Origin of the sequence: Streptomyces sp. UG1, from assembly GCF_049974585.1 — a bacterium.
Classification (GTDB): Bacteria; Actinomycetota; Actinomycetes; order Streptomycetales; family Streptomycetaceae; genus Streptomyces.
The window spans coordinates 1-21,332 of record NZ_JBNGGG010000031.1; the positions used below are offsets into that span (position 1 = coordinate 1).

Sequence of the window (21,332 nt, forward strand, 5' to 3'; positions counted from 1 at the left end):
GAGGGGTGGAACAGAATGCCGGTGACGAAACCGGTACCGCCCATGACGGCGGTGCGCCAGCGGTAGGCCGGGGTGGCCGACGTGCCGGACTTGCTCTCGGCGGCCTGCGCGCGTGCGGGGACGAACGGGACGGCACTGAGCGCGGCGGCGGCCGTGGTACCGGCGAGAACGGCGCGCCGACTGGGATGGGGAGTAGGCATGACTTACCTCGTCGTGTGAAGGAGTGTGAAGGAGGGGGTTGGGCACATGCCCAGGGTCGCGGGGCTGCATCGATCTGCTCGGGCGTCAGCCCTTGATGGCTCCGGTGAGCATGCCCTTCTTGAAGTGCCGCTGGACGAAGGGGGAGGCGACCGCGACGGGGATCAGCGCCAGGACCATGACGGCCATCTGCAGCCCCAGGGAGGAGAGTTGACCGGTGCGGACCGCCTGCTGGAGGCCGGTCGGGGCCTCGGTGTTCTTCTGGACCAGCTGGATGAGCACGTTCTGCAGCGGCATCATCCGCTGGTCGGTGAGGTAGATGGAGGCGTTGAACCAGGCGCTCCAGTAGCCGACCGCGTAGAACAGGGAGATGACGGCCAGGACCGCCCGGGACAGCGGCATGACGATGGTCAGCAGGATGCGCAGGTCACCGGCCCCGTCGATGCGCGCGGACTCGGTGAGTTCGGGCGAGATCCCCATGAAGAAGGCCCGCAGGACGAGGATGTTGAAGACGCTGACCGCACTCGGCAGGATCAGCGACAGGTAGGTGTCGGTCAGGCCCAGCGTCTGCACCAGAAGGTACGTCGGAATGAGCCCGGCCCCGAAGAACATGGTCGCCATCATGGTCATCAGGAAGAACCGGTGACCCACACTGCCCGGCCGGGACAGACCGTAGGCCGCAAGCACCGACACCGTCATCGAGAACAGGGTGCCGACGAGGGTGACGCCGACCGAGACCATGATCGCCCTGCTGACCTGGCCGCCGCTGAGCAGTTCGGTGTAGTTGACGAAGGTGATGCCCTGGGGGATCACGACGAGGCCGCCGACCCGGTCGATCACGGGTTTGGGAGAGAGGCTGGTGACGATCACGATCCACAGCGGACCCAGCACCCCCAGGCAGCAGAGCAAGAGGAAGCCGCCCTTGGCGGTGAGCCCGGCCTTGCTCGGCGGCTCCTCCCACACAGGGCGGGCGGGAGCCTTCAGGCTGCGGATGAGCGTCGTGTTGAGGCTCATTTCTTGTACACCCCCTGCTCGCCGAGCAGGTGCGCGACCTTGTTCGCGCCCAGGACGAGACACACGCCGATGACTCCCTTGACCAGGCCCACCGCGGCCGCGTAGCTGAAGGCGCCGTTCTGGATACCCATGTTCCACACGTAGGTGTCGAGGACCTCGCTGGCCCCGGCGCCGACCGCGTACCGCTGGAGCAGGAACTGCTCGAAGCCCACGCTCAGTGCGTCGCCCACCCGCAGCACCAGCAGCAGCGCGATCACCGGGCGCAGCGCGGGCAGCGTGACATGCCACATGCGGCGCCAGCGTCCCGCGCCGTCCATGGCGGCGGCCTCGTACAGGTCGGTGCTGACGGCGGACAGGGCGGCGAGGAAGACGATGATTCCCCAGCCGGCGTCCTTCCACACGGCCTGCCCGACGACCAGGAACTTGAACAGGTCCGCGTCGGTCATCAGGTCGAAACCGCTCCACCCGTGCTTCTCCAGGGTCTGGGCGATGATGCCCGCGCCGCCGAGGATCTGCTGGAAGACGGTGACCACGAGGACCCACGAGAAGAAGTGCGGCAGATACATGATCGCCTGCGCCACGGCCCGCACCCGGGGCCGGATCACGCTGTTGATGACCAGCGCGAGGGCGATGGGGACCGGGAAGAAGAACACCAGTTGGAGCACGAACAGGACGACGGTGTTCTTCGTGGCGCTCCAGAACAGCGGGTCGTCGAGCATCCGCGAGAACTGCTCCACGCCCACCCAGGGGCTGTGGAAGATCGCCGTGATGCCATTGCCGGCGACGTACGGGTCGTACTCCTGGAAGGCGACGACGTTGCCGAGCAGCGGGACGTAGTTGAAGAGCAGGAGCAGGGCGATGACGGGCAGCGTCATCAGGATGAGCGTGCGGTCGCGGCGCAGCCGGATCCGCCAGGGGACCTTGCCCGCCCGGCCCGCCTTGCTCGCCTCGCGTGGCACCCGGTCCTTCGCCACCGCCGCGGGAGGGCGTCGCCCGTGGGGCCTGCTCCTGGCCGTGAGGGACATCAGTTGCCGCTGCCGTTCTTGTCGAGGAGCTCCTTGTACCAGTCGCGCAGCTTGTCACCGCCGGAGGACTTCCACGTGGAGATGGCCTGCTGCACGTCGGACAGTTCCTTGTGGCCCCGCACGTAGTCGAGTTCCAGCTGCTCGAACTGGCTCCGGAGATTGGCGTAGCGGCTGGGCTCGACGATATTCATGCCGTATGTGGACGTCTTTTTCATGAAGGCACCCATCCGCTGCTGCCACTCGACCTGCTTGCGGGCGATGTCGGGGAGGTCGGGGTGGGCGAAGTAGGGAGCCGGGGCGGCCAGCATCGGCCAGGCGTTGACCACCTCGGAGTTGCCCCGGTCGTTCTTGACCGGGACGCCGTCCTTGACCGTGTAGTGGGTGCCCTCGACGCCGTATTCGACGAGCATCCGCTCCTTGGTGCCGTAGGGCGCGGCCGCGAAGTTGGCGGCGGCCAGCGCGTTCTCCACGGTCTCCTTCGAGGCGCCCTTGCGGATCATCGACCAGATGCCGGCGGGCTGGGTCGCCCACAGCGTCGGGTTACCGCCGTCGGCACCGAAGTAGTCCATGGCGTCGACCTCGAAGTCCGGGTTGGACTGGGCCTGTTCTGCGGTCTTGCCGTACCAGGCGGACATGTCGCTGTTGAAGACCAGGATCTGTCCGGCGGTGAACCGCTGGCTCGGGTCGCCGGAGCGCGCCTTGTCGTCGGGATGAACCACGCCGGCGTCGAACAGCTTGCGGACCCATTCCAGGGCCTCGAGGAACGCGGGCTCCTCAATGCGGTAGGTCAGCTTGCCGTCGTCCCCGATGTTCCAGCCGAGCGTCCCGGCGGGGCGGACGCCGAAGATGCCCCACGCCGACCAGGTCATGTCCCCGCAGGCGTACACCTTGGCCTTGGCGCTGGTGACGTCCTTGGCCCAACTGAGGAACTCCTCGGGCGACTTGGGGACGGAGTAGCCCTTCTCGTCGAAGATGTCCTTGCGGTAGTAGGGCGCGATGAAGGACGTGGCGGCGGTGGGCACCGGGATGCCGCGCAGCGCGCCGCCGAAGACGGACATGCGCCAGGCGTCGGAGGGGATCGCGGCCAGGTTCGGGTACTTCTTGACCTTGTCGCCCGCCAGGTAGGGACCGAGGTCCATGAACTTCGCGTTGACCGCGTTCGGGATCTTGCCGCCCAGCTCCCAGCTCGGCACGACCACCACGTCGGGTATGGAGCTGGAGGCGAGGACCGCACCGAGCTTCTCGCCGTAGGTGAAGCCGTCCTGGTTCCGCCAGGTGATCTTGGTTCCCGCCGCGGCGTCGAGCGCCGTGTAGTAGACGTTTCCGGGCTTCGGCGGGGTGCCCCAGAACGGGGACATGACCTTGAAGGGAGCGCCGGTGCCGAGCTTGTCCGGGACCGAGGTGGCGAGGGCGGCGAGATCGATCTTGCCGGTGTAGCCGGCCGCCGAGCCGTTCCTCGGCGGAAGGTCCGGCTGGGCCACCTTGCTGGCGACGTACGTCGGGAGCAGCTTGTCGGCGGCCTTGCCCGAGGTGGTGCCCTCGCGCGTCGCGCTGTCCGACCCGCCGCACGCGGCGAGCAGCGGCATCCCGCCGGCCACGGCCGCGGTGGCGGCCGCCGTGGCGGCGAGGAAGCTTCTCCGGCTGGGTCCTGAGGAGGTGGAGGCGGCGTTCGGCGTCATTGCGTCAACCCTTCATGGCGCATCTGGACACCCGGCGGGGGCCGTCGGCTGCGGTGTCGTGACTGGAACTGGCCGAGCTGGAACAGACATCCCATTACTGGATGCTTATCTCAGTCGAAGCGCTTCGATGTGGCAGTGAGGTTAAGTGAACCCCGAGGGGCGCACAAGGGTCGCTTCCAAGATTCCTCTGACCTCTGTGATGCTGAAATGGCTCTCTATGTACCCTGCTTGGCCCAACGATGCTGGTGTCTGGGGCATCCTCTGGTGCCTGACGCAATATCGAAGCGCTTCGAAACGATTGCGGCAGTGCGTCCATTGGATCCCATGTTCCTACGACCAGGCCGCCTTCTCGCGATCCGCATCTGGCACCCCGAACGCATCAGCCGGAGCGCCGTGGAGCGGGGGCCGACCTAGGCTGGAAGCAGCCGCTGGAGACGAGCCCTGACGGGCACGGCTGTCCGGACGGAGGCGTGGCGCGTGGAGATGGCCGACAAGCGGGATGCCCCCACTGCCGCGGTCGTGGTCGACCCGGACGGCCTCGTGAGCGGCTGGAGCGAGGGCGGGCGGCTGCTGCTGGGCTGGACGGCGGAGGACACCGTCGGGCGCCCCGTGACCGACCTGTTGGTCGATCCCCCGCCACCCGGCTTCCCCGAGGGCTACGGCGCCGGCCCCGACGCCACGGGGTTCATGTCCCTGCGCCACCGGGACGGCTCCACGGTGGACGCCGTGGTGGCGGCACACCCGCTGCACGGCCCCGACGGGCGGGCGCTGGGTCACGTGGTGACCGTCCAGCGTTGGGGACGCCGCCCGGTGATCGCCGACCGGGCCTTCGAGCAGTCTCCCTTCGCTCTGGGCGTGTACGACCCTGAGCTGCGGTTCCTGTGGATCAACGCCTCTTCGGGCCGGGTGATCGCGCACTCCGAGGAGCAAGTGCTCGGTAAGAAGTACCGCGAGGTGCTTCCCGAATTCGACCGCTCGTTGTTCCCCGAAAGGGACGACAAGCCCTACACCGACGCGCTCGCCGAAGTGGCGAGGACAGGCGAGCCCACCCGTCTGATCACCGTCTTCCGCCCGCGCGGCAGCGACTACGCCAACGCCTGGGCCACCAGCATCTGGCCCGTCCTGGACGCCGAAGGCAGGGTCCGCGCGGTCGCCAACTGGGGATTCGACATGAGCGCCGAGTACTGGGCTCGGCAACGCCTGCTCATCCTCAACAGGGCCGGCGGCGGCATCGGCCGGACCCTCGACGTGATCGGCACCGCCGAGGAACTGGCCCGGACCCCGGTGCCGGGGTTCGTCGACCTCGTCAGCGTGGATCTCTTCGACGAGGTGCTGCGCGGGGAGGAACCGCCCTCCGTGTCCGCGTTCACCCCCGGCGAGACGATCAGGCTCAGCCGCGCCGCCCGGCACAGCGCGAAGGAGGACACCGACCGGGCTCCCGGGCACACGACACCGGTCACGCACACCCCCGGTTCCGTCGCCGCCCGCTGCATGGCCACCGGCAGGTCCACGGTCGAGCTCGCCGCCGAGCCCGGCCAGGGCGGCGAGTGGGCCTTCGGGCCCGGGCTCGCCGCCGACCCGGCCCACTGGCCGCCGGGCAACCCGGTGATCGACGAGTCCATCGCCGCGGAGGGGCTGACCGGCCGGATCACCGTGCCGCTCCGGGCGCGCGGCGCGCTGCTCGGCGTCGTCGCCTTCTCCCGCCTCGACCGGCCCGAGGCCTTCACCGCCGACGACCTGATCCTCGCCGAAGAGCTGACCGCCAAGGCGGCCGTCGCCATCGACAACGCCCGCCGGTACTCACGCGAGCGCACGACCGCGCTGACCCTGCAACGCAGCCTGCTGCCGCAGGGGCTGCCGAACCAGGAGGCGGTCGAGGTGGCATCCCGCTATCTGCCCGGCGGGACCGGTGCGGAAGTGGGCGGTGACTGGTTCGACGTCATTCCGCTGTCCGGCGCCCGGGTCGCCCTGGTCGTCGGCGATGTCGTCGGCCACGGCCTGCACGCCTCGGCCGGCATGGGCCGGCTGCGCACGGCCGTCCGTACCCTCGCCGACGTCGACCTGCCGCCGGACGAGCTGCTGACCCACCTGGACGACCTGGTCCTCCACCTCGCCGGCGACCTGCAGCCCACCGACCCACTTCAGCCGACCGGCGAGTCCGGGGCCACCTGCCTCTACACCGTCTACGACCCTGTCTCCCGACGCTTCACACTGGCGAGCGCCGGCCATCCCCTGCCGCTGGTCATCTCCCCGGACGGCACCAGCATCCCGGTGGCCGTCCAGCCTGGACCGCCGCTCGGCATCGGCGGGCTGCCGTTCGAAGCCACCGAGCTCGAGCTGCCGGAGGGCAGCCTGCTCGCCCTCTACACCGACGGACTGCTGGCAAGCCGCGAGCGTGACGTCGACGAGGGGGTCGCCGAACTGCAGCGGGTCCTGAACCACTCGGCCACCTCACTGGAGGCCCTGTGCGACACGGTGATCGACGCGATGCTCCCCGAGCGCCGCACCGACGACGCGGCCCTGCTGCTCGCTCGCACGCACGCGCTGGCTCGCCGCCACGTCGCCGACTGGGACGTCGAGCCCGACCACGCGCAGGTGCCGCGCGCCAGGAAGTTCGCCGTCGACCAGGTGGACGCCTGGGGCCTGGAGGAGGCGGCCTTCGTCACCGAACTGGTCGTCAGCGAGCTGGTGACCAACGCCATCAGATACGGCGAACCGCCGATCAGGCTGCGGCTGATTCGCGACACGTCCCTGATCTGCGAGGTCTCCGACGCCAGCAACACCGCTCCGCACCTGCGCCGGGCCCGCGCCTTCGACGAGGGCGGCCGGGGCCTGTTGCTCGTCGCCCAGCTCACCCAGGGGTGGGGCACCCGGCACACCACCAACGGCAAGACGATCTGGTGCGCACAGGCCCTCCCAGGGCCCCCTCAGTCTGAGCCGCACTGAGACCCAAGCCCGCGGACCGTCCCCCCATCCGGCCGACGAGGCTTGGCCGTTGCATGGACGCGGCGCCCCGGACCGTTGCCCCTGGCAGCCGTGTCGCCATCGTCCCGCTGCTCAATGGGCACGAGCAGGGGCCCGCCTGCGCGCAGACAGGCCCCGCCCGGCCTCCGGCCGACGCGATCCCGGCCGGGCGGTGCCGTCACCAGCCAGTCGGCAGACCGGCGATGAACGAGGTGAGCCGGTCGGCGATGAGTCGGTCGTCGCGGGCCGAGTAGTGCCAGTCGCAGCCGAGGAAGTCCAGGCCCGAGTCGTCGAGGAACCAGTAGCGGACCCGGTTGTCGCCGGCGTCGTTGCGCGTCTTGACCACCTGCTGGACATGGCCGGCGTACTGGCCGGCGCCCACCGCCACGATGGTCGTGTCGGCCCCGTAACGCGTCCGCAGCTTCTGGATGAAGTCGCCGTAGGCGGTGCGGTAGCCGGCAGCGAGGCTGTCGGGCGTCCACGGCTCACCGGGGTTGATGGCGGTCGAGAAGTCGTTGGTGCCGAGGTTGACCACCACGACCTGGGGGCGCCAGGTGCCCGGGTTCTGCCAGACGTCGCCGGACACGTTCAGCAGGGCACGGTCGTAGAAGCTCCGGTACGTGACGTCCGTCCGGCCTCCGTTGTAGTTGCGGACCATGCCGAGGCCCGAGTAGCCGTTGATCTGGTAGTCGGCGTTCAGCCGCCGGGCGGTGAGGGCGCCGTAGCTCACGTCGGAGTTGGTGTTCCGCCTGACCTCGTCCCAGGTGCAGGTGCGGGAGGTCGAGAGGTTGCCGTAGCCCACCGTGAGTGAGTCGCCGACGAACTCGATCTGGCGCTTGCGGGCGGCCGGTTTGCCCAGTACGGCACCGCCGGGCGCGGCGACGAAGCCTCCGAACGTGCTGGTGTCCCCCGGGGTGTCGTTGCGCTTGACGAGCCGGACGGTGTGGGTGCTGTTGGACAGCCCGTTGATCCAGTGCGTGGTGTTGCCGGGCGTGACGAGCGTGGCGACGGTGGATCCGTCGATCTGGACGTCGTAGTCGGCGGCCGGGTCGTTGAGCACGATGCCCACGCCGGTGCCGCTGACCCGGCCCTCGAAGTACACGCCGGGCCAGCTGTACTGCACCGTGCTTCCGGCGTCCTTGACCCGCCCCGCCGTGTGCACCTGCCCCAGCACTCCCGCCGGCGCCGTGTCGACGCGGACCAGTTGCCACTGCTGGTTGGCCCCGCCCCAGTCGGTGAACTGCACGACCTTGGCACCGTCCGCGGCGGAGGCGTTCTGCACCTCCACGGCCTTGCCACTGTTGCGATTGATCAGACGGACGTAACCGTCCGAGGAGTCGGCCGGCCGGAACTGCTGATTGACGCCGTCCGCATCACCCCACTGCACGATGTCCGCATGGTCCGCGGTGGAGAAGCCGGAGACGTCCAGCACCTTGCCCGAATGCTGAGCCTTCAACCGGTAGTAGCCACCGCCCGAGTCAACGAACTGGAACCGCTGATTGGCCCCGTCGGTACGGGTCCACTGGGTCAGTCTCGCCCCGTCGGCCGTGCTCGCCCCCGCCACGTCGAGCACTTTGCCGCTGCCCCGGTTGACCAGCACATACCACGCGCCCGTATCCACGGTGGCCGCCTGCGCCGTCCCGGCCGCACCCAACCCGGTCAGGAGCGCGACCATCAGGGCGGTCACCGCGGCGAGTGCGCCCGTACGCGTCCCGCATCTCCGCCACGGAACCCTGAGTGCCGTATACATGCCCTTCATCCGCGTCTCCCTCGCTGAGCGCGTCAGCCCGCTCTTCCGGCGCACACCATATTGTCGAAGCGCTTCGAACGTAACCGCGCTGCAAAACTTTCCATCTCAGGGATTTTTTGTCGAAGCGCTTGACAAGAGGGACTTCCGACCCGACACGCCGTGGGCGGACGCCTCAAGGACGAGAGCCGTCCGCCACCTTCTCGAAGAAGAACTCGTGCTTCAGGAAGGAGACGTCGTACTCGTGACCGGGCTGCGGGGGCAGCAGTTGGGATGCCTGGAACAGGCGCCACCCGTCGCACAGCGCGGCAAGCCCCGTGGGATAGGGCGGCTCGTCGCTGTCCCCGGTCGTCGGACGGGTCCGGCCCGTCCCGTCGTACCGGGACCAGCCCACGACGTCCGAGTCCAGCGCCGACGTCGCGAGATAGAGGACCAGAACCTGCTGCCTCATGCGTGGCTCCTCAAGGTCGGCCGGTTGCTGACACGCGTGACCCAGTACTCGACGTCGAACGAGTCGTCACCGGTCAGGGCCCGCCACAGCAGGACCCGGTTGTAGATCTCCAGCCGGCCAGTGGCCCACTCGTACCAGGGGAAGTACGTGTTGAGTTCGGTGGTCACCGCAGGGTCGTGCAGGTCGGAGACGTCCCACAAGCGCACCTGCGGCACGGTCGGGTTGAGGCGGAGTTTGTACATGTAGCGACGGCCCGCGCTGTCGTTGCGGCGACCACCGTGCCAGATGCCGTGGTGCACGAGAACGACCGTGCCCGCCGGGCAGGTCAGACGGGTCTGCCCCCTGAGGTTCTGCACGCGGCCGACGTCCGTCTCGTTGATCCTGCGCAGATGGCTCCCGGGCACACTGAGGGTGCCGCCCATCTCGGCGGTCACCTCGTGCGGGTAGTACATGAGCTGGATGTCGAACGCGTCCGGCCGCACGTCGATGATCGCGTCTCCGTGGAGGTTCTGCGCCTGTCCCTCGTGCGGCTCGCGCACATGAACCGCATGGTGATCGACGGTCGGCTCGGGGCCGACCAGGCTCTCGACAGCGCCCGCGACGACGGGCAGGGCGAGCAGCTCGTGGACGAAGGTGCCCTGCGCGAACGCCTCGCTCAGCGGAGTGCCGTAGGACACTTCCGGCAGGCCCTCGGTCAGGGCGGCGATGGCCCGTTCATTGATCTCCTGTGGCACCACCCCGTCCAGGCGCAGGAGTCCCTGCGCGACGAAGCGCGCCACCTGAACCGATGTCAGGAGTCGCTTGCTGGTTGACATGCGATGAACGTACGTGGCCCGTACGGCTGGGTCGTGGGCTGAAATCGTCCAGTGCTGGTAATTTTCCATCCTCGTGAAGCACGTGACACTTCGGCTCGACGAGGCGCCCACCGTGGTCGATGCAGGCATCGGGGTGCACGGAGTCTCCACCGCCCACGACGTCTTCCGGCTGCCCGACCTGTGGCAGCTGCACCTCTACCACTACGAGGGTGCTCTGTCCCTCGGGCAGTCGGTCCACCCCATTCGCCCCGGCCATGTCAGCCTGGTGCCGCCGAACACGGAGGTGCACTTTCACTACCGGGGCAGGTCGGAGCACTTCTACGTCCATCTGCGGCTGCACGACGGCGGAACCGCGCGGGAGGTCCCGGTGATGCAGGACGCCGCGGCCGAGAGCACACGCCTGGCCGATCTGCTCCGACACGCCGTGACGGCCATGCCGACTTCTCCCCCGCGGGCCACGGCCGAGGTCTGGACCGCTCTGTGGCGCATCGCCGAGTTGCCGCGGGGCGACGGAGCCGGGCCCCGCCACCCCTTCGTGGCAGCCGCACAGGCCTACGTCGAGGAACACCTGGCCGGCCCGCTGTCCGTACCGGACGTCGCTCGCGCCGTCGGGATCTCCCACACCCACCTGACGCGCGTGTTCCGCGCCGAAACCGGCCTCACGGTCGTGGCGTACATCCGGCACCGACGCCTTCAGCGCGCCCGCCACCTGCTGTTGTCCTCCACCCTGTCCATCACCGCCATCGCCGCGGCCGTGGGCATCGCCGACCTCCAGGCCTTCAACAAGGCCTGCCGCCGTGAACTCGGCGCGAGCCCGCGTGAGGTACGTGCGGCTGCCGCTGCAGGGCCGGACGGCCCTGTCGAACCCTGAGCCTGGGACAGCGCGGGCGGCGGCGACGCGGGGTGAGATAGAGCTCTGATCAGGGTCGGAAGCTTCCCCTGCTGCGCATGGCGGCGCGGACTCGTTCCTCGGCGAGGCCGCGGCCCGCGATGTGGGGGGTGGTGGCGCGGCACTGGGCTTCCTCGAGGACGGTGACGGCGTTGGAGCGAAGCCGCTTGGAGATCGTTTCGAAGATGGCGGGTGTTTCGGGTCGGAATCCGGAGTAGCGGGCGTCCATGGCGAAGGCGGCGGCGACGACGCCGCCGGCGTTGGCGACGAAGTCGGGCAGGACGCGGATGCCGCGGTCCGCGAGAATGGACTGCGCCCGCGGTGAGGTGGGCAGGTTGGCGCCCTCCACCACGAGCTTGGCCTTGATCCGGTGGGCGGTCACCTCGTCGATGACGTCCTGCACAGCGGCCGGCACGAGGATCTCGCAGTCGACGGTGAGTTCCTGGCCGGGCGGCAGGGCGGCGCCCTGGTGGTGGCGGGTGACGAAGCCGTCGCCGTGCTCTTCCCTCGCGGCCTGCAGAGCGGGCACGTCGAGTCCGGTGGGGTCGTGGAGAGCTCCCCGGGCGGTCGATACGGCGACGATGGTGGCGCCGAGTTCGGCGAACCGTACGGCGGCGGCGCGGCCGACGGCTCCGAAACCCTGGATCGCGACGCGGGAGCCGCTCAGCGGCAGGCGGAGATGCCGGGCGGCTGCGTCGGCGGCCTCGGCGACTCCGTATCCGGTGACCCCGAGCTGGTCGTAGGCGACTCCGCCGAGGTGGTCCGGGGTGCCGACGGCTGCGCCGCGGTCGCCGAGTTCGTCCTGGATGATGGCCGCGTCGTTCTCGGTCAGGCCCATGTCGAGGCCCATGACGTAGGCGCGGGGCACCTCGTTGGACAGGGCGCGGGCGAAGGCGCGCAGGATCGCCTCCTTGTCGGGCGAGGCCGGGTCCGCGACGATGCCGGCTTTCGCGCCGCCGTAGAACAGGTCGACACCGGCCCACTTCCACGTCATGACGCGGGCCAGGCGGGCGACTTCGCCGACGGAGACGGTGGGGCTCATACGGGTGCCGCCCTTGCCGACGCCGCGCGCGGTGTTGTCGATGACCAGGACGCCCTTCATGCCGGTGCGCCGGTGGGAGACGACGACGATCTTCTCGGGACCCCAGTCGTCGACGAGACAGAGGGCGTCAGTCACAGTGCGGGTTCCTTGTCTGCTGAGGATGAGAGATGCCGGGGCAGGGCACGGGCGATGAGCTCGGCGAGATGGGTGCCGCTGCGGTCGGTTCGCTGGGCGATCTGGGTGCGGCAGCTGAAGCCGTCCGCGAGGACGACGGTGTCCGGTGCGGCGGCGCGCACCGCGGGCAGCAGGACCTGTTCGCCGGCCGCGACGGACACGTCGTAGTGGCCGCGTTCGAAGCCGAAGTTTCCCGCCAGGCCGCAGCAGCCGGAGTTCAGCACGCTGTTGTCGACGCCCATGGCCTCCAGCAGTGCGCTGTCGGCGGTGAAGCCGCTGGTCGCGTGCTGGTGGCAGTGGGTCTGACTGAGGGAGCGGGCCGCGATGCACGGCGGCTGCCAGCCCGGGGTGCGGTGGAGGAGGAGTTCGGCGAGGGTGAGGGTGGACCGGGCGAGGGCCCGTGCGTCGCTGTCGCCGTCGAGCAGTTCGGGCAGATCGGTCCTCAGCGCGGCGGTGCAGCTCGGCTCCAGGCCGACCACGGGGGTGCCGGCGCGGGTGGCCGGTGCGAGCGCGGTGGCGGTGCGGCGGGCGATGCGCCGGGCCATGCCGAGCTGGCCGGTGGTGATCCAGGTGAGGCCGCAGCACTGGGTGCCATCCGGCACTTGGACCCGGTATCCGGCGTGTTCCAGGACCGCCACGCCTGCCTTGAGGACGTCGGGTGTGAAGTGGTCGTTGAAGGAGTCCACCCACAGCATGACCGGGCCCCGGTGTCCGTCGCCTTCGGCAGTGCGCGCGCGGAACCACGCCAGGAAGGTCTGGTCGGCGAAGCGGGGAACGTCGCGCTCGGCGGCGATGCCGCCCAGCCGCTTGACGACCGGTGCGAGGCGGGACGCCGTGAGTGCGTTGACCAGCCGGGGCATCCGGGCGGCGAGCCGGGACAGCAGGGGCAGCCAGCCCATGCTGTAGTGCGACGCCGGCCGCAGACGTCCCTCGTAGTGATGGTGCAGGAACTCGGACTTGTAGGTGGCCATGTCGACGCCGACCGGGCAGTCGGTACTGCAGCCCTTGCACGACAGGCACAGGTCGAGCGCGTCGCGCACCTCGGTGGACCGCCAGCCGTCGGTGATGACCTCGCCCTGGGTCATTTCGTACAACAGGCGGGCACGGCCGCGGGTGGAGTCCTTCTCGTCGAGCGTGACGCGGTAACTGGGGCACATCACGTCGCCGCGGGGGGCGGCTGTGCGGCATTTGCCGACGCCGACGCACCGTCGGGTGGCCTTGGCGAAGTCGCCGTCGTCGGCGTGGAAGGGGAAGACCGTGGTCAGAGGGGGCACCGGAGCCGGCGGCAGCGGGGTGCGGTGCGGGCTGACTCGCAGGTTGCCGTCAACGGGCAGCGGGTTGACGATCATTCCGGGGTTCAGTCCGTTGTCGGGATCCCAGACGCCCTTGAACTGCTCGAACAGGGCGATGACAGCCGGGCCGTACATCAGCGGCAGCAGTTCGGAGCGCGCCTGGCCGTCGCCGTGTTCTCCCGAGAGGGAGCCGCCGTGGTCGGCGACGAGCTGGGCGGCCTCGGTGACGAAGGCGCGGAAGACGGCGGTGCCGTGTTCGGTGGTGAAGTCGAAGTTGATGCGCACGTGCAGGCAGCCTTCGCCGAAGTGCCCGTAGACGGCGCCCTGAAGCCGGTGACGGGTGAGCAGTTCGTTGAACTGGCGCAGGTAGGACCCGAGTTGGTCGGGCGGGACGGCCGCGTCCTCCCAGCCGGGCCAGGCCTCGGAGCCGTCGGGCAGGCGGGTGGCCAGGCCGGCTCCGTCTTCCCGGATCCGCCACAGTTGCCGGGCCCGTCCACGGTCGGTGACGATCTCATGGCCGGTGAACCCCGCAGTCCGGCCGGCTGCCGCGGTGAGTTCCTCGGCCAGTCGGGAGAGTTCGTCCTCCTGCCCGCCGATTTCGGCGAACAGCCATGCCTGTGCGCGGGGCAGGGTGTCGATCGCCTGACGGGTTTCCGGCCTGGTGACGATGTCGGTCAGGGCCTGGTCGAGTCCTTCCAGCGCCAGCAGATCGTGCTTGAGGAGGGCGGGTACCGCGTCGGCCGCGGCGCAGGCGTCCCGGTAGCCGAGCACGACCAGGGCCCGGGAGGCCGGGGGAGCCACGAGGCGGACGGTGGCGGAGAGGATGACGGCCAGCGTGCCTTCGCTGCCGACCAGGGCCCGGGCGAGGTCGAAGCGCCGCTCCGGCAGCAGGTGTTCGAGCGCGTAGCCCGAGACCTGCCGGGGGAACCGCCCCAGTCGGGTACGAAGGGTTGCCAGGTTGCGTTCGGCCAGACGGTGCAGTGCTGCGATGAGTTCGGCGCGGTCGTCGCCGACGGCGACGGCTTCGTCGATCTCGGCCCGGGTCATCTCACCGAGGCGCAGTACGGTCCCGCGGTAGGTGACCACTTCGAGTTCCAGCACGTTCTCGGCGGTGCGCCCCCAGGCGACGGAGTGCGAGCCGCACGCGTTGTTGCCGATCATGCCGCCGAGCGTGCAACGACTGTGGGTGGAGGGGTCCGCGCCGAAGAGCAGGCCGTGTTCGCCGGCGGCCCGTTGCAGGTCGTCCAGGACGATGCCGGGCTGCACCGTCGCCGTGCGCGCGAGGGGATCCAGCGCGAGCAGGCGGTTGAAGTAGCGGGAGAAGTCCAGGACCACGCCGGAGCCGACAGCCTGGCCCGAGGTGCTGGTGCCCGCGCCGCGCGAGGTGATCGGCACGCCCAGGCGGCGGCACACGGCGATCGTGTTGAGCACGTGCCGGCGCTCGCGGGGGAAGACCACGGCCAGGGGGATCCGACGGTAGTTGGAGGCGTCGGCCGAGTACTGGGCCCGGCGCGCGGCGTCACCGTGCACCTCGCCGCAGTCGCCTCGGGCGAGCGCATCGGTCACGGCGGCCGCCTCGAGACGTTCGGGACCCTGCGCTGTCGCCGTCACTGCGGTGGCTCCTCCTTGCTCAGGCGGTCACGTTCGACCTCGTCCCCGCCACGATCTGCGTCCAGCGGCCTGTCCCACAAGACCCAGCAGCACGAAGGAAATATCCCTCCAGGGCAAGCAATGCTTATGCTTGCCTGCCCCGGAGCCCAGCGGCCGGGAGTGCAGCAGGAGGTGTCCGTTGTTCAAGCCGCAGCATCTGCTCACGTTGCGGGCCGTCGTGCGCACCGGCTCGTTCGTCGTCGCGGCCCGGGATCTCGGCTACACCGCCTCCGCGATCTCCCAGCAGATCTCGGCCCTGGAGAAGGAGACGGGGCTGGTGCTGTTCGAGAGGGAGGCGCACGGCATCCGGGCGACCGCGGCGGCCCAGCGGCTGGTCGACCTCAGCGTCCCGGTGCTGGCCGCCCTGGACGACCTCGGCCACCAGGTGCACCAGCTCGCCACCGGTGCCACCGGGCGGCTGAGACTGGGCAGCTTCCCCACCGCCGGCGTCCGACTCGTGCCCGCGGCGCTGTCGGCACTGACCGCGACCCACCCGCGGGCGCAGATCCAGCTCGAGGAGGGCGAACCGGAGGAACTCGTCGCCGCTTTGAACGACGGCCATCTCGATGTGGCGCTGGTGTACGAGTACGGGCTCAGCCCCCAGCAGTGGCCGGACGCTCTGGCCCACCATCATCTGGTGCGCGAGGACCTCGTCCTGCTCAGGGCCCGCGGCAGCGGCCTGAGCGCCCGCCTGGCCGGGCTGTCACAGGCCCGCTGGATCACCAGCCGGGAGGGAACGGCCGGTGCGCTCTCGCTCACCCGGCTGTGCGCGGCGGCCGGTTTCGAGGCCGCGGTCGCCTTTCGCAGCAACAACTACGACGTCGTCCGGGAGTTGGTGTCCGCCGGTCTCGGCGTGGCGATCGTGCCGGGACTCGGCCACGCCCCCAGCGATGCGGTGGAGGCGACCCGGCTCACGCAGCGCTCGGCCTTCCGCCGGGTGATGGCCCTGCACCGCAGCGAGAACAGCAACCCACTGCTCGGCACGGTGATCCGCTCCTTGCGCGGTGCGGTACCGGCCGGAGAGCCTTACGTGCACCCGACGCGGGACGAACACCCGGGATAGCTGCTGCGGGCAGTGTGATCGGGGGCATGATCGCTGAACATTTCCCCCTCACCCAGGGCTGGGCGGCAGCCGGCCCGCGGAGGCTCGCAGGACGTCGACCAGGGCGGCCACTGTCGGCCGGTGCTCGGCGAAGGAGCGGAAGACCACCACGATGTGCCGCTCCATCGTCTCGTGCAGATCCAGGACATCGAGGCGGGACGGACGCAGCCGGAGCATCAGATCCGTCACCACACTGACCCCGACACCGGCCTCGACCAGGGCGAGGGTGGCGGCGGTGTCCGTCACCTCGTGCAGAACCTGCGGTTCGAAACCGGCTCTGCGACAGGCGGTGAGCACAGCCCGGCCGTAGTAGCTGCCGATCGACGGCAGGATCCACCCCCGCTCCCCGGCATCAGCGAGGGACACCCTCCGGCGCCCCGGCATCGCCCCGGCGGGAACCGCGAGCGAGAAGCGTTCCCTGGACAGCTCCCGCACGCGCAGGGACGGATCGCGCGGAATCGGCACGTCCGGGTAGTCGAGCCCCAGCGCCAGGTCCACGCTCCCGCCGGCGACCGCGTCGTACACCTCGTCCACGTCCATGTCCCGGCTGCGCACGGTCACGCCTGGATGCGTCCGGCGAATCCGCCGCAGCGCCAGAGGCAGGATCTCGGCGGCGGCCGTGGCGAAGAGCCCGACCCGCAGCGTCCCGGAAATCTCGTTGCGGGTGCGCTCCAGCGCTTCGACGGCCTCGGCCTCCGTGGTGAGGATGCGCTCGGCGTGCACGGCCAGCGTCGCCCCGGCGTCGGTGAGTTCCACCCGGCGTCCGACCCGCCGCAGCAGCTGCATACCGGTGGCCTTCTCCAGGGCGGTGATCTGCTGCGAGACCCCGCCGGGCGTGTATCCCAGGGCCTGGGCGACTGCGGTAATGGTGCCGCGCCTGGTCAGTTCCACCAGTGACCGCAGCTGCGCACTCGTCCAGTCCATATAGGAATCCTAAAAGATCCCGAGCATTAACTGTTGATAGACGTCAACGTTGGATTGCTGCACGATGGCGCACAGATAGCTGATCAGCAACACCCCGTACTGACAGCCTGCCAGGGAGTGGCCCGTTGTCCTCCTCCGTCTTCCGCACTGTTCCGACCTCCGCCGATGTAGTGATCATCGGTGGCGGCGTGATGGGTGTGAGCACCGCGTTCCACCTCGCCGAGGCCGGGGTGGCAAACATCGTCGTCGTCGAGCGTGGCGAGCTCGGCTGCGGCAGTTCGGGCAAGCCGATCGGCGGCGTGCGCGCCCAGTTCTCCGATCCGCTCAACATCGAACTGGGCAGCCGCAGCCTGCGTGCCTACCAGGAGTTCCCGCACCGTCCCGGCGCCGACATCAAGCTCGACACCGTCGGCTACCTCTTCCTGCTCGACAGCGCACAGCAGGCGAGCGACTTCGAGGCCGGTGTCAGGCTCCAGAACAGCCTCGACGTGCCGAGCCGCATGATCAGCCCCGCCGAGGCCCAGCGCCTGTGTCCCTACATCAGCACCGACGGCCTGGTCGCCGCCGTGTACTCCCCGGCCGACGGGCACTGCCGCCCCGGACTGGCCGTACAGGGGTACGCCCGGGCCGCGGCCCGGGCCGGCGTCACCATCGCCACGCACACCACCGTCTCCGGCATCGACACGGCCGGGGACCGCGTGACCGGCGTGCACACCAGCCACGGCCGCATCGCCTGCGCCACCGTCATCTGCACGGCCGGGGCCTGGTCGGCGCACATCGGCGACATGGTCGGCCTCAGCCTCCCCGTCCGGCCCGTCCGGCGGCAGCTGGCGTTCACCGAGCCGCTCGCGCCGCCCGCGCCGCGCATCCCGTTCACCATCGACTTCTCCTCGAGCGCGTACTTCCACAACAGCGACGACGGCCTGCTGTTCGGGCTGGCCGACCCCGGACAGGAGGACGGTTTCGACACCACCTGGACCCCGGAGTGGCTGGAGCTGTTCCGCACGGTCACCCGCCACCGCGCTCCCGCGCTGGCCGGCATGAGGACCGTGGGCGGCTGGGCCGGCCTGTACGAGGTCACACCGGACCACAACGCGCTGATCGGCCGCTGCGGCGAGCTGCCCGGCTTCCTGTACGCCGCCGGGTTCTCCGGTCATGGCTTCCTCCAGGCGCCCGCGGTCGGCGAAGTCGTACGCGATCTGTACCTGGAGCGCGAGCCGTTCACCGACATCTCCCCGCTCAGCGCCGACCGGTTCCACCTCGGCGCCGAGATCCGCCCCGAAGCCCACGTGGTGTGAACCCGATCGAAAGGCCGGACCATGTCAGCGATCAGTCAGTGGCGGTTGCGGGCCGCGTTCGCGGCGCGGCTGTCGCGGATGTACGGGCAGGAGGTTCCCGCCTACACCACGCTCGTGGACGTCTCGCGCGAGGTCAACGAGGACGTCCTGCGGGCGCGGGGAGCCGACGCCGAACGCCTGGGGTCCATCGGCCGGGTGACCGCCGAGCGGCACGGAGCCATCCGCGTCGGCACACCCCGCGAACTGGCGCAGGTCGCCCGTGTCTTCGGCGCCCTGGGCATGCGCCCGGTCGGCTTCTACGACCTGCGTGAGGCCGCCGCCAGCGCCGTCCCCGTCATCTCCACCGCGTTCCGGCCGGTGGACAGCGAGGAACTGGCCCGCAACCCCTTCCGGGTGTTCACCTCCATGCTCACCCCGGCCGACCCCCGCTTCTTCGACGCCGACCTGCGCGCACGTCTGGAAGCCTTCCTCGCCGAGCGCACACTCTTCCCCCCGGAGCTGCTGCCCCTGGCCGACCGGGCCGAGGCCGAGAAGCAACTGCCCGAGGACGACGCCGAGCGATTCCTGCAACTCGCCGTGGCGGCCTTCGAGTTGTCGAGCGAGCCGGTCGACAGGGCGTGGTACGAGACCCTGGAGCGCGTCTCCGCCGTCGCCGCGGACATCGGCGGCGTACGCAGCACCCACATCAACCATCTCACCCCGCGCGTCCTCGACATCGACGAGCTGTACCGCCGTATGACGGAACGCGGCATCGAGATGATCGACACCATCCAGGGCCCGCCGGCCTGGAAGGGCCCCGACGTCCTGCTGCGCCAGACCTCCTTCCGGGCCCTGGCCGAACCCCGCGCGATGCGCACCCCGGACGGCAGTGTCATCAGCGGCGCCCTACGGGTCCGCTTCGGTGAGGTCGAAGCCCGCGGCATCGCCCTCACCCGCGAAGGCCGCGCCCGCTACGACGAACTCCTCGGCCACATCGACGAGCAGGCCTCCCGGAGCCCCGCCGAAGCCCGCGGCGACATCGCGCGCACCGTCTGGGAGCGCCACATGCCCGGCACCGAACGGGAGCTCGCCGCCGAGGGGCTGGCCTACTTCACCTACCGGCTCGCAGCCGACCGACCGCGCGACGGCAGCCGACCGCCCACCACGATCGGCGAACTGGTGCGGCGGGGCTGGGTGTGCGCGGATCCCATCGTCTACGAGGATTTCCTGCCCCGCTCCGCCGCCGGCATCTTCCAGTCCAATCTGAGCGGCGAGGGCACGCGCAACAACGACCACGAAGGCACCGCCTACGACGCCGCCTGGCTCTCCGGCGCCATCGACCGCGAAGTCCTGGACCCTTACGCGCTCTACGCACAGCAGCAGAACAGTTCCCTCGCCGAAGTCGCCCGCGAACTCGACCTGACCGGCACCCTTGGCTGACCTCTCCCGACGCCTCCCCCCTTCAAGGACCACACATGACCAGCACCGCACTGCCCACCACGGACGACCTGCGCAACCGCGCCCGCACGGCCCTGGAGCACATCGGAGTCGCAGTCCCCGAGGGCAGCGACTTCCAGGCCCGCACCCCCATCACCGGCGAGAACCTCTTCGGCCTGACGGCCGCCACGGAAGCCGGCACGGAAGAGGCCCTCGAAGCCACCCGTACGGCCTTCCTGGCCTGGCGCACCACACCGGCCCCGCGCCGCGGTGAACTCGTGCGCCGCCTGGGCGAGTTGCTGCGCGAGCACAAAAGCGACCTGGCCGACCTCGTCACCATCGAGGCGGGCAAGATCCGCTCCGAAGCGCTGGGCGAGATCCAGGAGATGATCGACATCTGCGACTTCGCGGTCGGCCTGTCCCGCCAGCTGTACGGCCGCACGATCGCCTCCGAACGCCCCGGCCACCGCCTGGCCGAGACCTGGCACCCCCTCGGCGTGGTCGGCGTCATCTCCGCCTTCAACTTCCCCGCCGCCGTGTGGTCGTGGAACACCGCCGTCGCGCTCGTCTGCGGCGACACCGTGATCTGGAAGCCCTCCGAGCTCACCCCGCTGATCTCCCTGGCCTGCGACCATCTGCTGGCCCGGGCCGCCGCCGAGGTCGGCGCGCCCCGCGACGTGCACCGCCTTCTGCTCGGCGACCGCGCGGTGGGCGGGAAGCTCGTCGACGACCCCCGCGTCGCCCTCGTCAGCGCCACCGGCTCCACCCGCATGGGCCGTGAGGTCGGCCCCCGCGTCGCGGCCCGCTTCGGCCGCAGCCTGCTGGAACTCGGCGGCAACAACGCCGCGATCGTCGCTCCGTCCGCCGACCTGGACCTCGCCATCCAGGGCATCGTCTTCGCCGCGGCCGGGACCGCCGGCCAGCGCTGCACCACCCTGCGCCGCCTCATCGTCCACCGCGACATCGCCGACACCCTCATCGAACGGCTGACCGCCGCCTACCAGAGGCTCCCCATCGGCAACCCGTTCGACGACGCGACCCTGGTGGGCCCGCTCATCTCCACCACGGCCCTCGACGCCATGACCAACGCCCTCACCCGCGTCCAGGCCCAGGGCGGCAAGATCCTGGCCGGCGGCAACCGGCGCCTGGCCGAGGCCGCAGCCGCGGCCGCCTACACCGAGCCGGTCCTCGTCCGCGTCGACGAACAGAGCGACGTCGTACGGGAAGAGACCTTCGCCCCCATCCTGTACGTCCTCACCTACGACACCCTCGACGAGGCGATCGCCCTGCACAACGACGTCCCCCAGGGGCTGTCGTCCAGCATCTTCACCCGAGACCAGCAGGAAGCCGAGATCTTCCTGTCCGCCGCCGGCTCCGACTGCGGCATCGCCAACGTCAACATCGGCACCTCCGGAGCCGAAATCGGGGGCGCCTTCGGCGGTGAGAAGGACACCGGCGGCGGTCGCGAGTCGGGCTCCGACGCCTGGAAGGCCTACATGCGATCGGCCACCAACACCATCAACTACTCCAGCGAACTCGCCCTCGCCCAGGGCGTCAGCTTCCTCTGAGCAGACCGTCACGACAGGTGAACGCTCCGCTGGGGGTGGGACGCGATCCCGGTATCCCGTCCTCAGCGGCGCCCAAGAAACGAT

General features: G+C 70.2%; 16 protein-coding genes. 6 read left to right on the top strand and 10 right to left on the bottom strand.

What is annotated here, in order from left to right; translation table 11 throughout:
• The 4 genes from ACP4J3_RS30970 to ACP4J3_RS30985 form a co-directional block, all read right to left on the bottom strand.
• A partial coding sequence (locus tag ACP4J3_RS30970) for a hypothetical protein (RefSeq protein WP_426539385.1) occupies nucleotides 1-200 on the bottom strand: 200 nt, incomplete at its 3' end.
• An 85-nt stretch (nucleotides 201-285) separates the two neighbouring features.
• Nucleotides 286-1,212: a carbohydrate ABC transporter permease gene (locus ACP4J3_RS30975; protein ID WP_426539387.1), complete on the bottom strand. Its 927-nt coding sequence runs from the start codon at nucleotides 1,210-1,212 to the stop codon at nucleotides 286-288.
• Nucleotides 1,209-2,237 carry an ABC transporter permease gene (locus tag ACP4J3_RS30980; protein ID WP_426539388.1) on the bottom strand — a complete coding sequence of 343 codons (1,029 nt, stop codon included), beginning with the start codon at nucleotides 2,235-2,237 and terminating at the stop codon, nucleotides 1,209-1,211. The genes ACP4J3_RS30975 and ACP4J3_RS30980 overlap by 4 nt, the downstream gene beginning before the upstream one ends.
• A complete protein-coding gene (locus ACP4J3_RS30985) occupies nucleotides 2,237-3,916 on the bottom strand; it encodes a twin-arginine translocation signal domain-containing protein (RefSeq protein ID WP_426539389.1) in 1,680 nt (559 codons plus the stop codon). The genes ACP4J3_RS30980 and ACP4J3_RS30985 overlap by 1 nt, the downstream gene beginning before the upstream one ends.
• 483 nt (nucleotides 3,917-4,399) lie before the next feature.
• Here ACP4J3_RS30985 and ACP4J3_RS30990 point away from each other — a divergent pair, with 483 nt between their 5' ends.
• Nucleotides 4,400-6,862 (top strand): SpoIIE family protein phosphatase, encoded by a 2,463-nt coding sequence (locus ACP4J3_RS30990; RefSeq protein WP_426539536.1) that lies wholly within the window; start codon nucleotides 4,400-4,402, stop codon nucleotides 6,860-6,862.
• Between the two features lie 196 nt (nucleotides 6,863-7,058).
• Here ACP4J3_RS30990 and ACP4J3_RS30995 read toward each other — a convergent pair whose 3' ends face one another.
• The 3 genes from ACP4J3_RS30995 to ACP4J3_RS31005 form a co-directional block, all read right to left on the bottom strand.
• Nucleotides 7,059-8,630, bottom strand: coding sequence for an RICIN domain-containing protein (locus ACP4J3_RS30995; protein ID WP_426539537.1), 1,572 nt, complete (start codon nucleotides 8,628-8,630; stop codon nucleotides 7,059-7,061).
• Nucleotides 8,631-8,802: 172 nt separating this feature from the next.
• Entirely contained in the window at nucleotides 8,803-9,078 is a 276-nt protein-coding gene (locus tag ACP4J3_RS31000) for a hypothetical protein (protein WP_426539390.1), read from the bottom strand.
• Nucleotides 9,075-9,893, bottom strand: coding sequence for a phytanoyl-CoA dioxygenase family protein (locus ACP4J3_RS31005; RefSeq protein WP_426539391.1), 819 nt, complete (start codon nucleotides 9,891-9,893; stop codon nucleotides 9,075-9,077). Before ACP4J3_RS31005 ends, ACP4J3_RS31000 begins: the two co-directional genes overlap by 4 nt.
• Nucleotides 9,894-9,975: 82 nt before the next feature.
• Between ACP4J3_RS31005 and ACP4J3_RS31010 the strand changes: the two genes are divergently transcribed.
• Nucleotides 9,976-10,764 (top strand): helix-turn-helix domain-containing protein, encoded by a 789-nt coding sequence (locus ACP4J3_RS31010; RefSeq protein WP_426539393.1) that lies wholly within the window; start codon nucleotides 9,976-9,978, stop codon nucleotides 10,762-10,764.
• A gap of 49 nt (nucleotides 10,765-10,813) precedes the next feature.
• On the opposite strand, the gene ACP4J3_RS31015 is transcribed toward ACP4J3_RS31010, so the two are convergent.
• Together ACP4J3_RS31015 and ACP4J3_RS31020 are read right to left on the bottom strand one after the other, a co-directional pair.
• A complete protein-coding gene (locus ACP4J3_RS31015) occupies nucleotides 10,814-11,959 on the bottom strand; it encodes a Glu/Leu/Phe/Val family dehydrogenase (protein ID WP_426539394.1) in 1,146 nt (381 codons plus the stop codon).
• The gene (locus ACP4J3_RS31020) at nucleotides 11,956-14,901 is read right to left on the bottom strand and encodes an FAD-binding and (Fe-S)-binding domain-containing protein (RefSeq protein ID WP_426539395.1); all 2,946 of its coding nucleotides are present in this window, start codon (nucleotides 14,899-14,901) and stop codon (nucleotides 11,956-11,958) included. Before ACP4J3_RS31020 ends, ACP4J3_RS31015 begins: the two co-directional genes overlap by 4 nt.
• Before the next feature lie 178 nt (nucleotides 14,902-15,079).
• Here ACP4J3_RS31020 and ACP4J3_RS31025 point away from each other — a divergent pair, with 178 nt between their 5' ends.
• Nucleotides 15,080-16,003: a LysR family transcriptional regulator gene (locus ACP4J3_RS31025; RefSeq protein ID WP_426539396.1), complete on the top strand. Its 924-nt coding sequence runs from the start codon at nucleotides 15,080-15,082 to the stop codon at nucleotides 16,001-16,003.
• A gap of 48 nt (nucleotides 16,004-16,051) precedes the next feature.
• On the opposite strand, the gene ACP4J3_RS31030 is transcribed toward ACP4J3_RS31025, so the two are convergent.
• The gene (locus ACP4J3_RS31030; protein WP_426539397.1) at nucleotides 16,052-16,966 is read right to left on the bottom strand and encodes a LysR substrate-binding domain-containing protein; all 915 of its coding nucleotides are present in this window, start codon (nucleotides 16,964-16,966) and stop codon (nucleotides 16,052-16,054) included.
• Between the two features lie 125 nt (nucleotides 16,967-17,091).
• Between ACP4J3_RS31030 and ACP4J3_RS31035 the strand changes: the two genes are divergently transcribed.
• From ACP4J3_RS31035 to amaB, 3 genes are read left to right on the top strand one after another with little or no spacing between them, the layout of a single operon-like run.
• Nucleotides 17,092-18,264 carry an NAD(P)/FAD-dependent oxidoreductase gene (locus tag ACP4J3_RS31035; protein WP_426539398.1) on the top strand — a complete coding sequence of 391 codons (1,173 nt, stop codon included), beginning with the start codon at nucleotides 17,092-17,094 and terminating at the stop codon, nucleotides 18,262-18,264.
• 21 nt (nucleotides 18,265-18,285) lie between these two features.
• Nucleotides 18,286-19,683: a 2-oxoadipate dioxygenase/decarboxylase gene (hglS, locus tag ACP4J3_RS31040; RefSeq protein ID WP_426539399.1), complete on the top strand. Its 1,398-nt coding sequence runs from the start codon at nucleotides 18,286-18,288 to the stop codon at nucleotides 19,681-19,683.
• Between the two features lie 35 nt (nucleotides 19,684-19,718).
• On the top strand, nucleotides 19,719-21,248 hold the full coding sequence (gene amaB, locus ACP4J3_RS31045; RefSeq protein ID WP_426539400.1) for an L-piperidine-6-carboxylate dehydrogenase: 1,530 nt from the start codon (nucleotides 19,719-19,721) through the stop codon (nucleotides 21,246-21,248).
• Nucleotides 21,249-21,332: the final 84 nt, after the last annotated feature.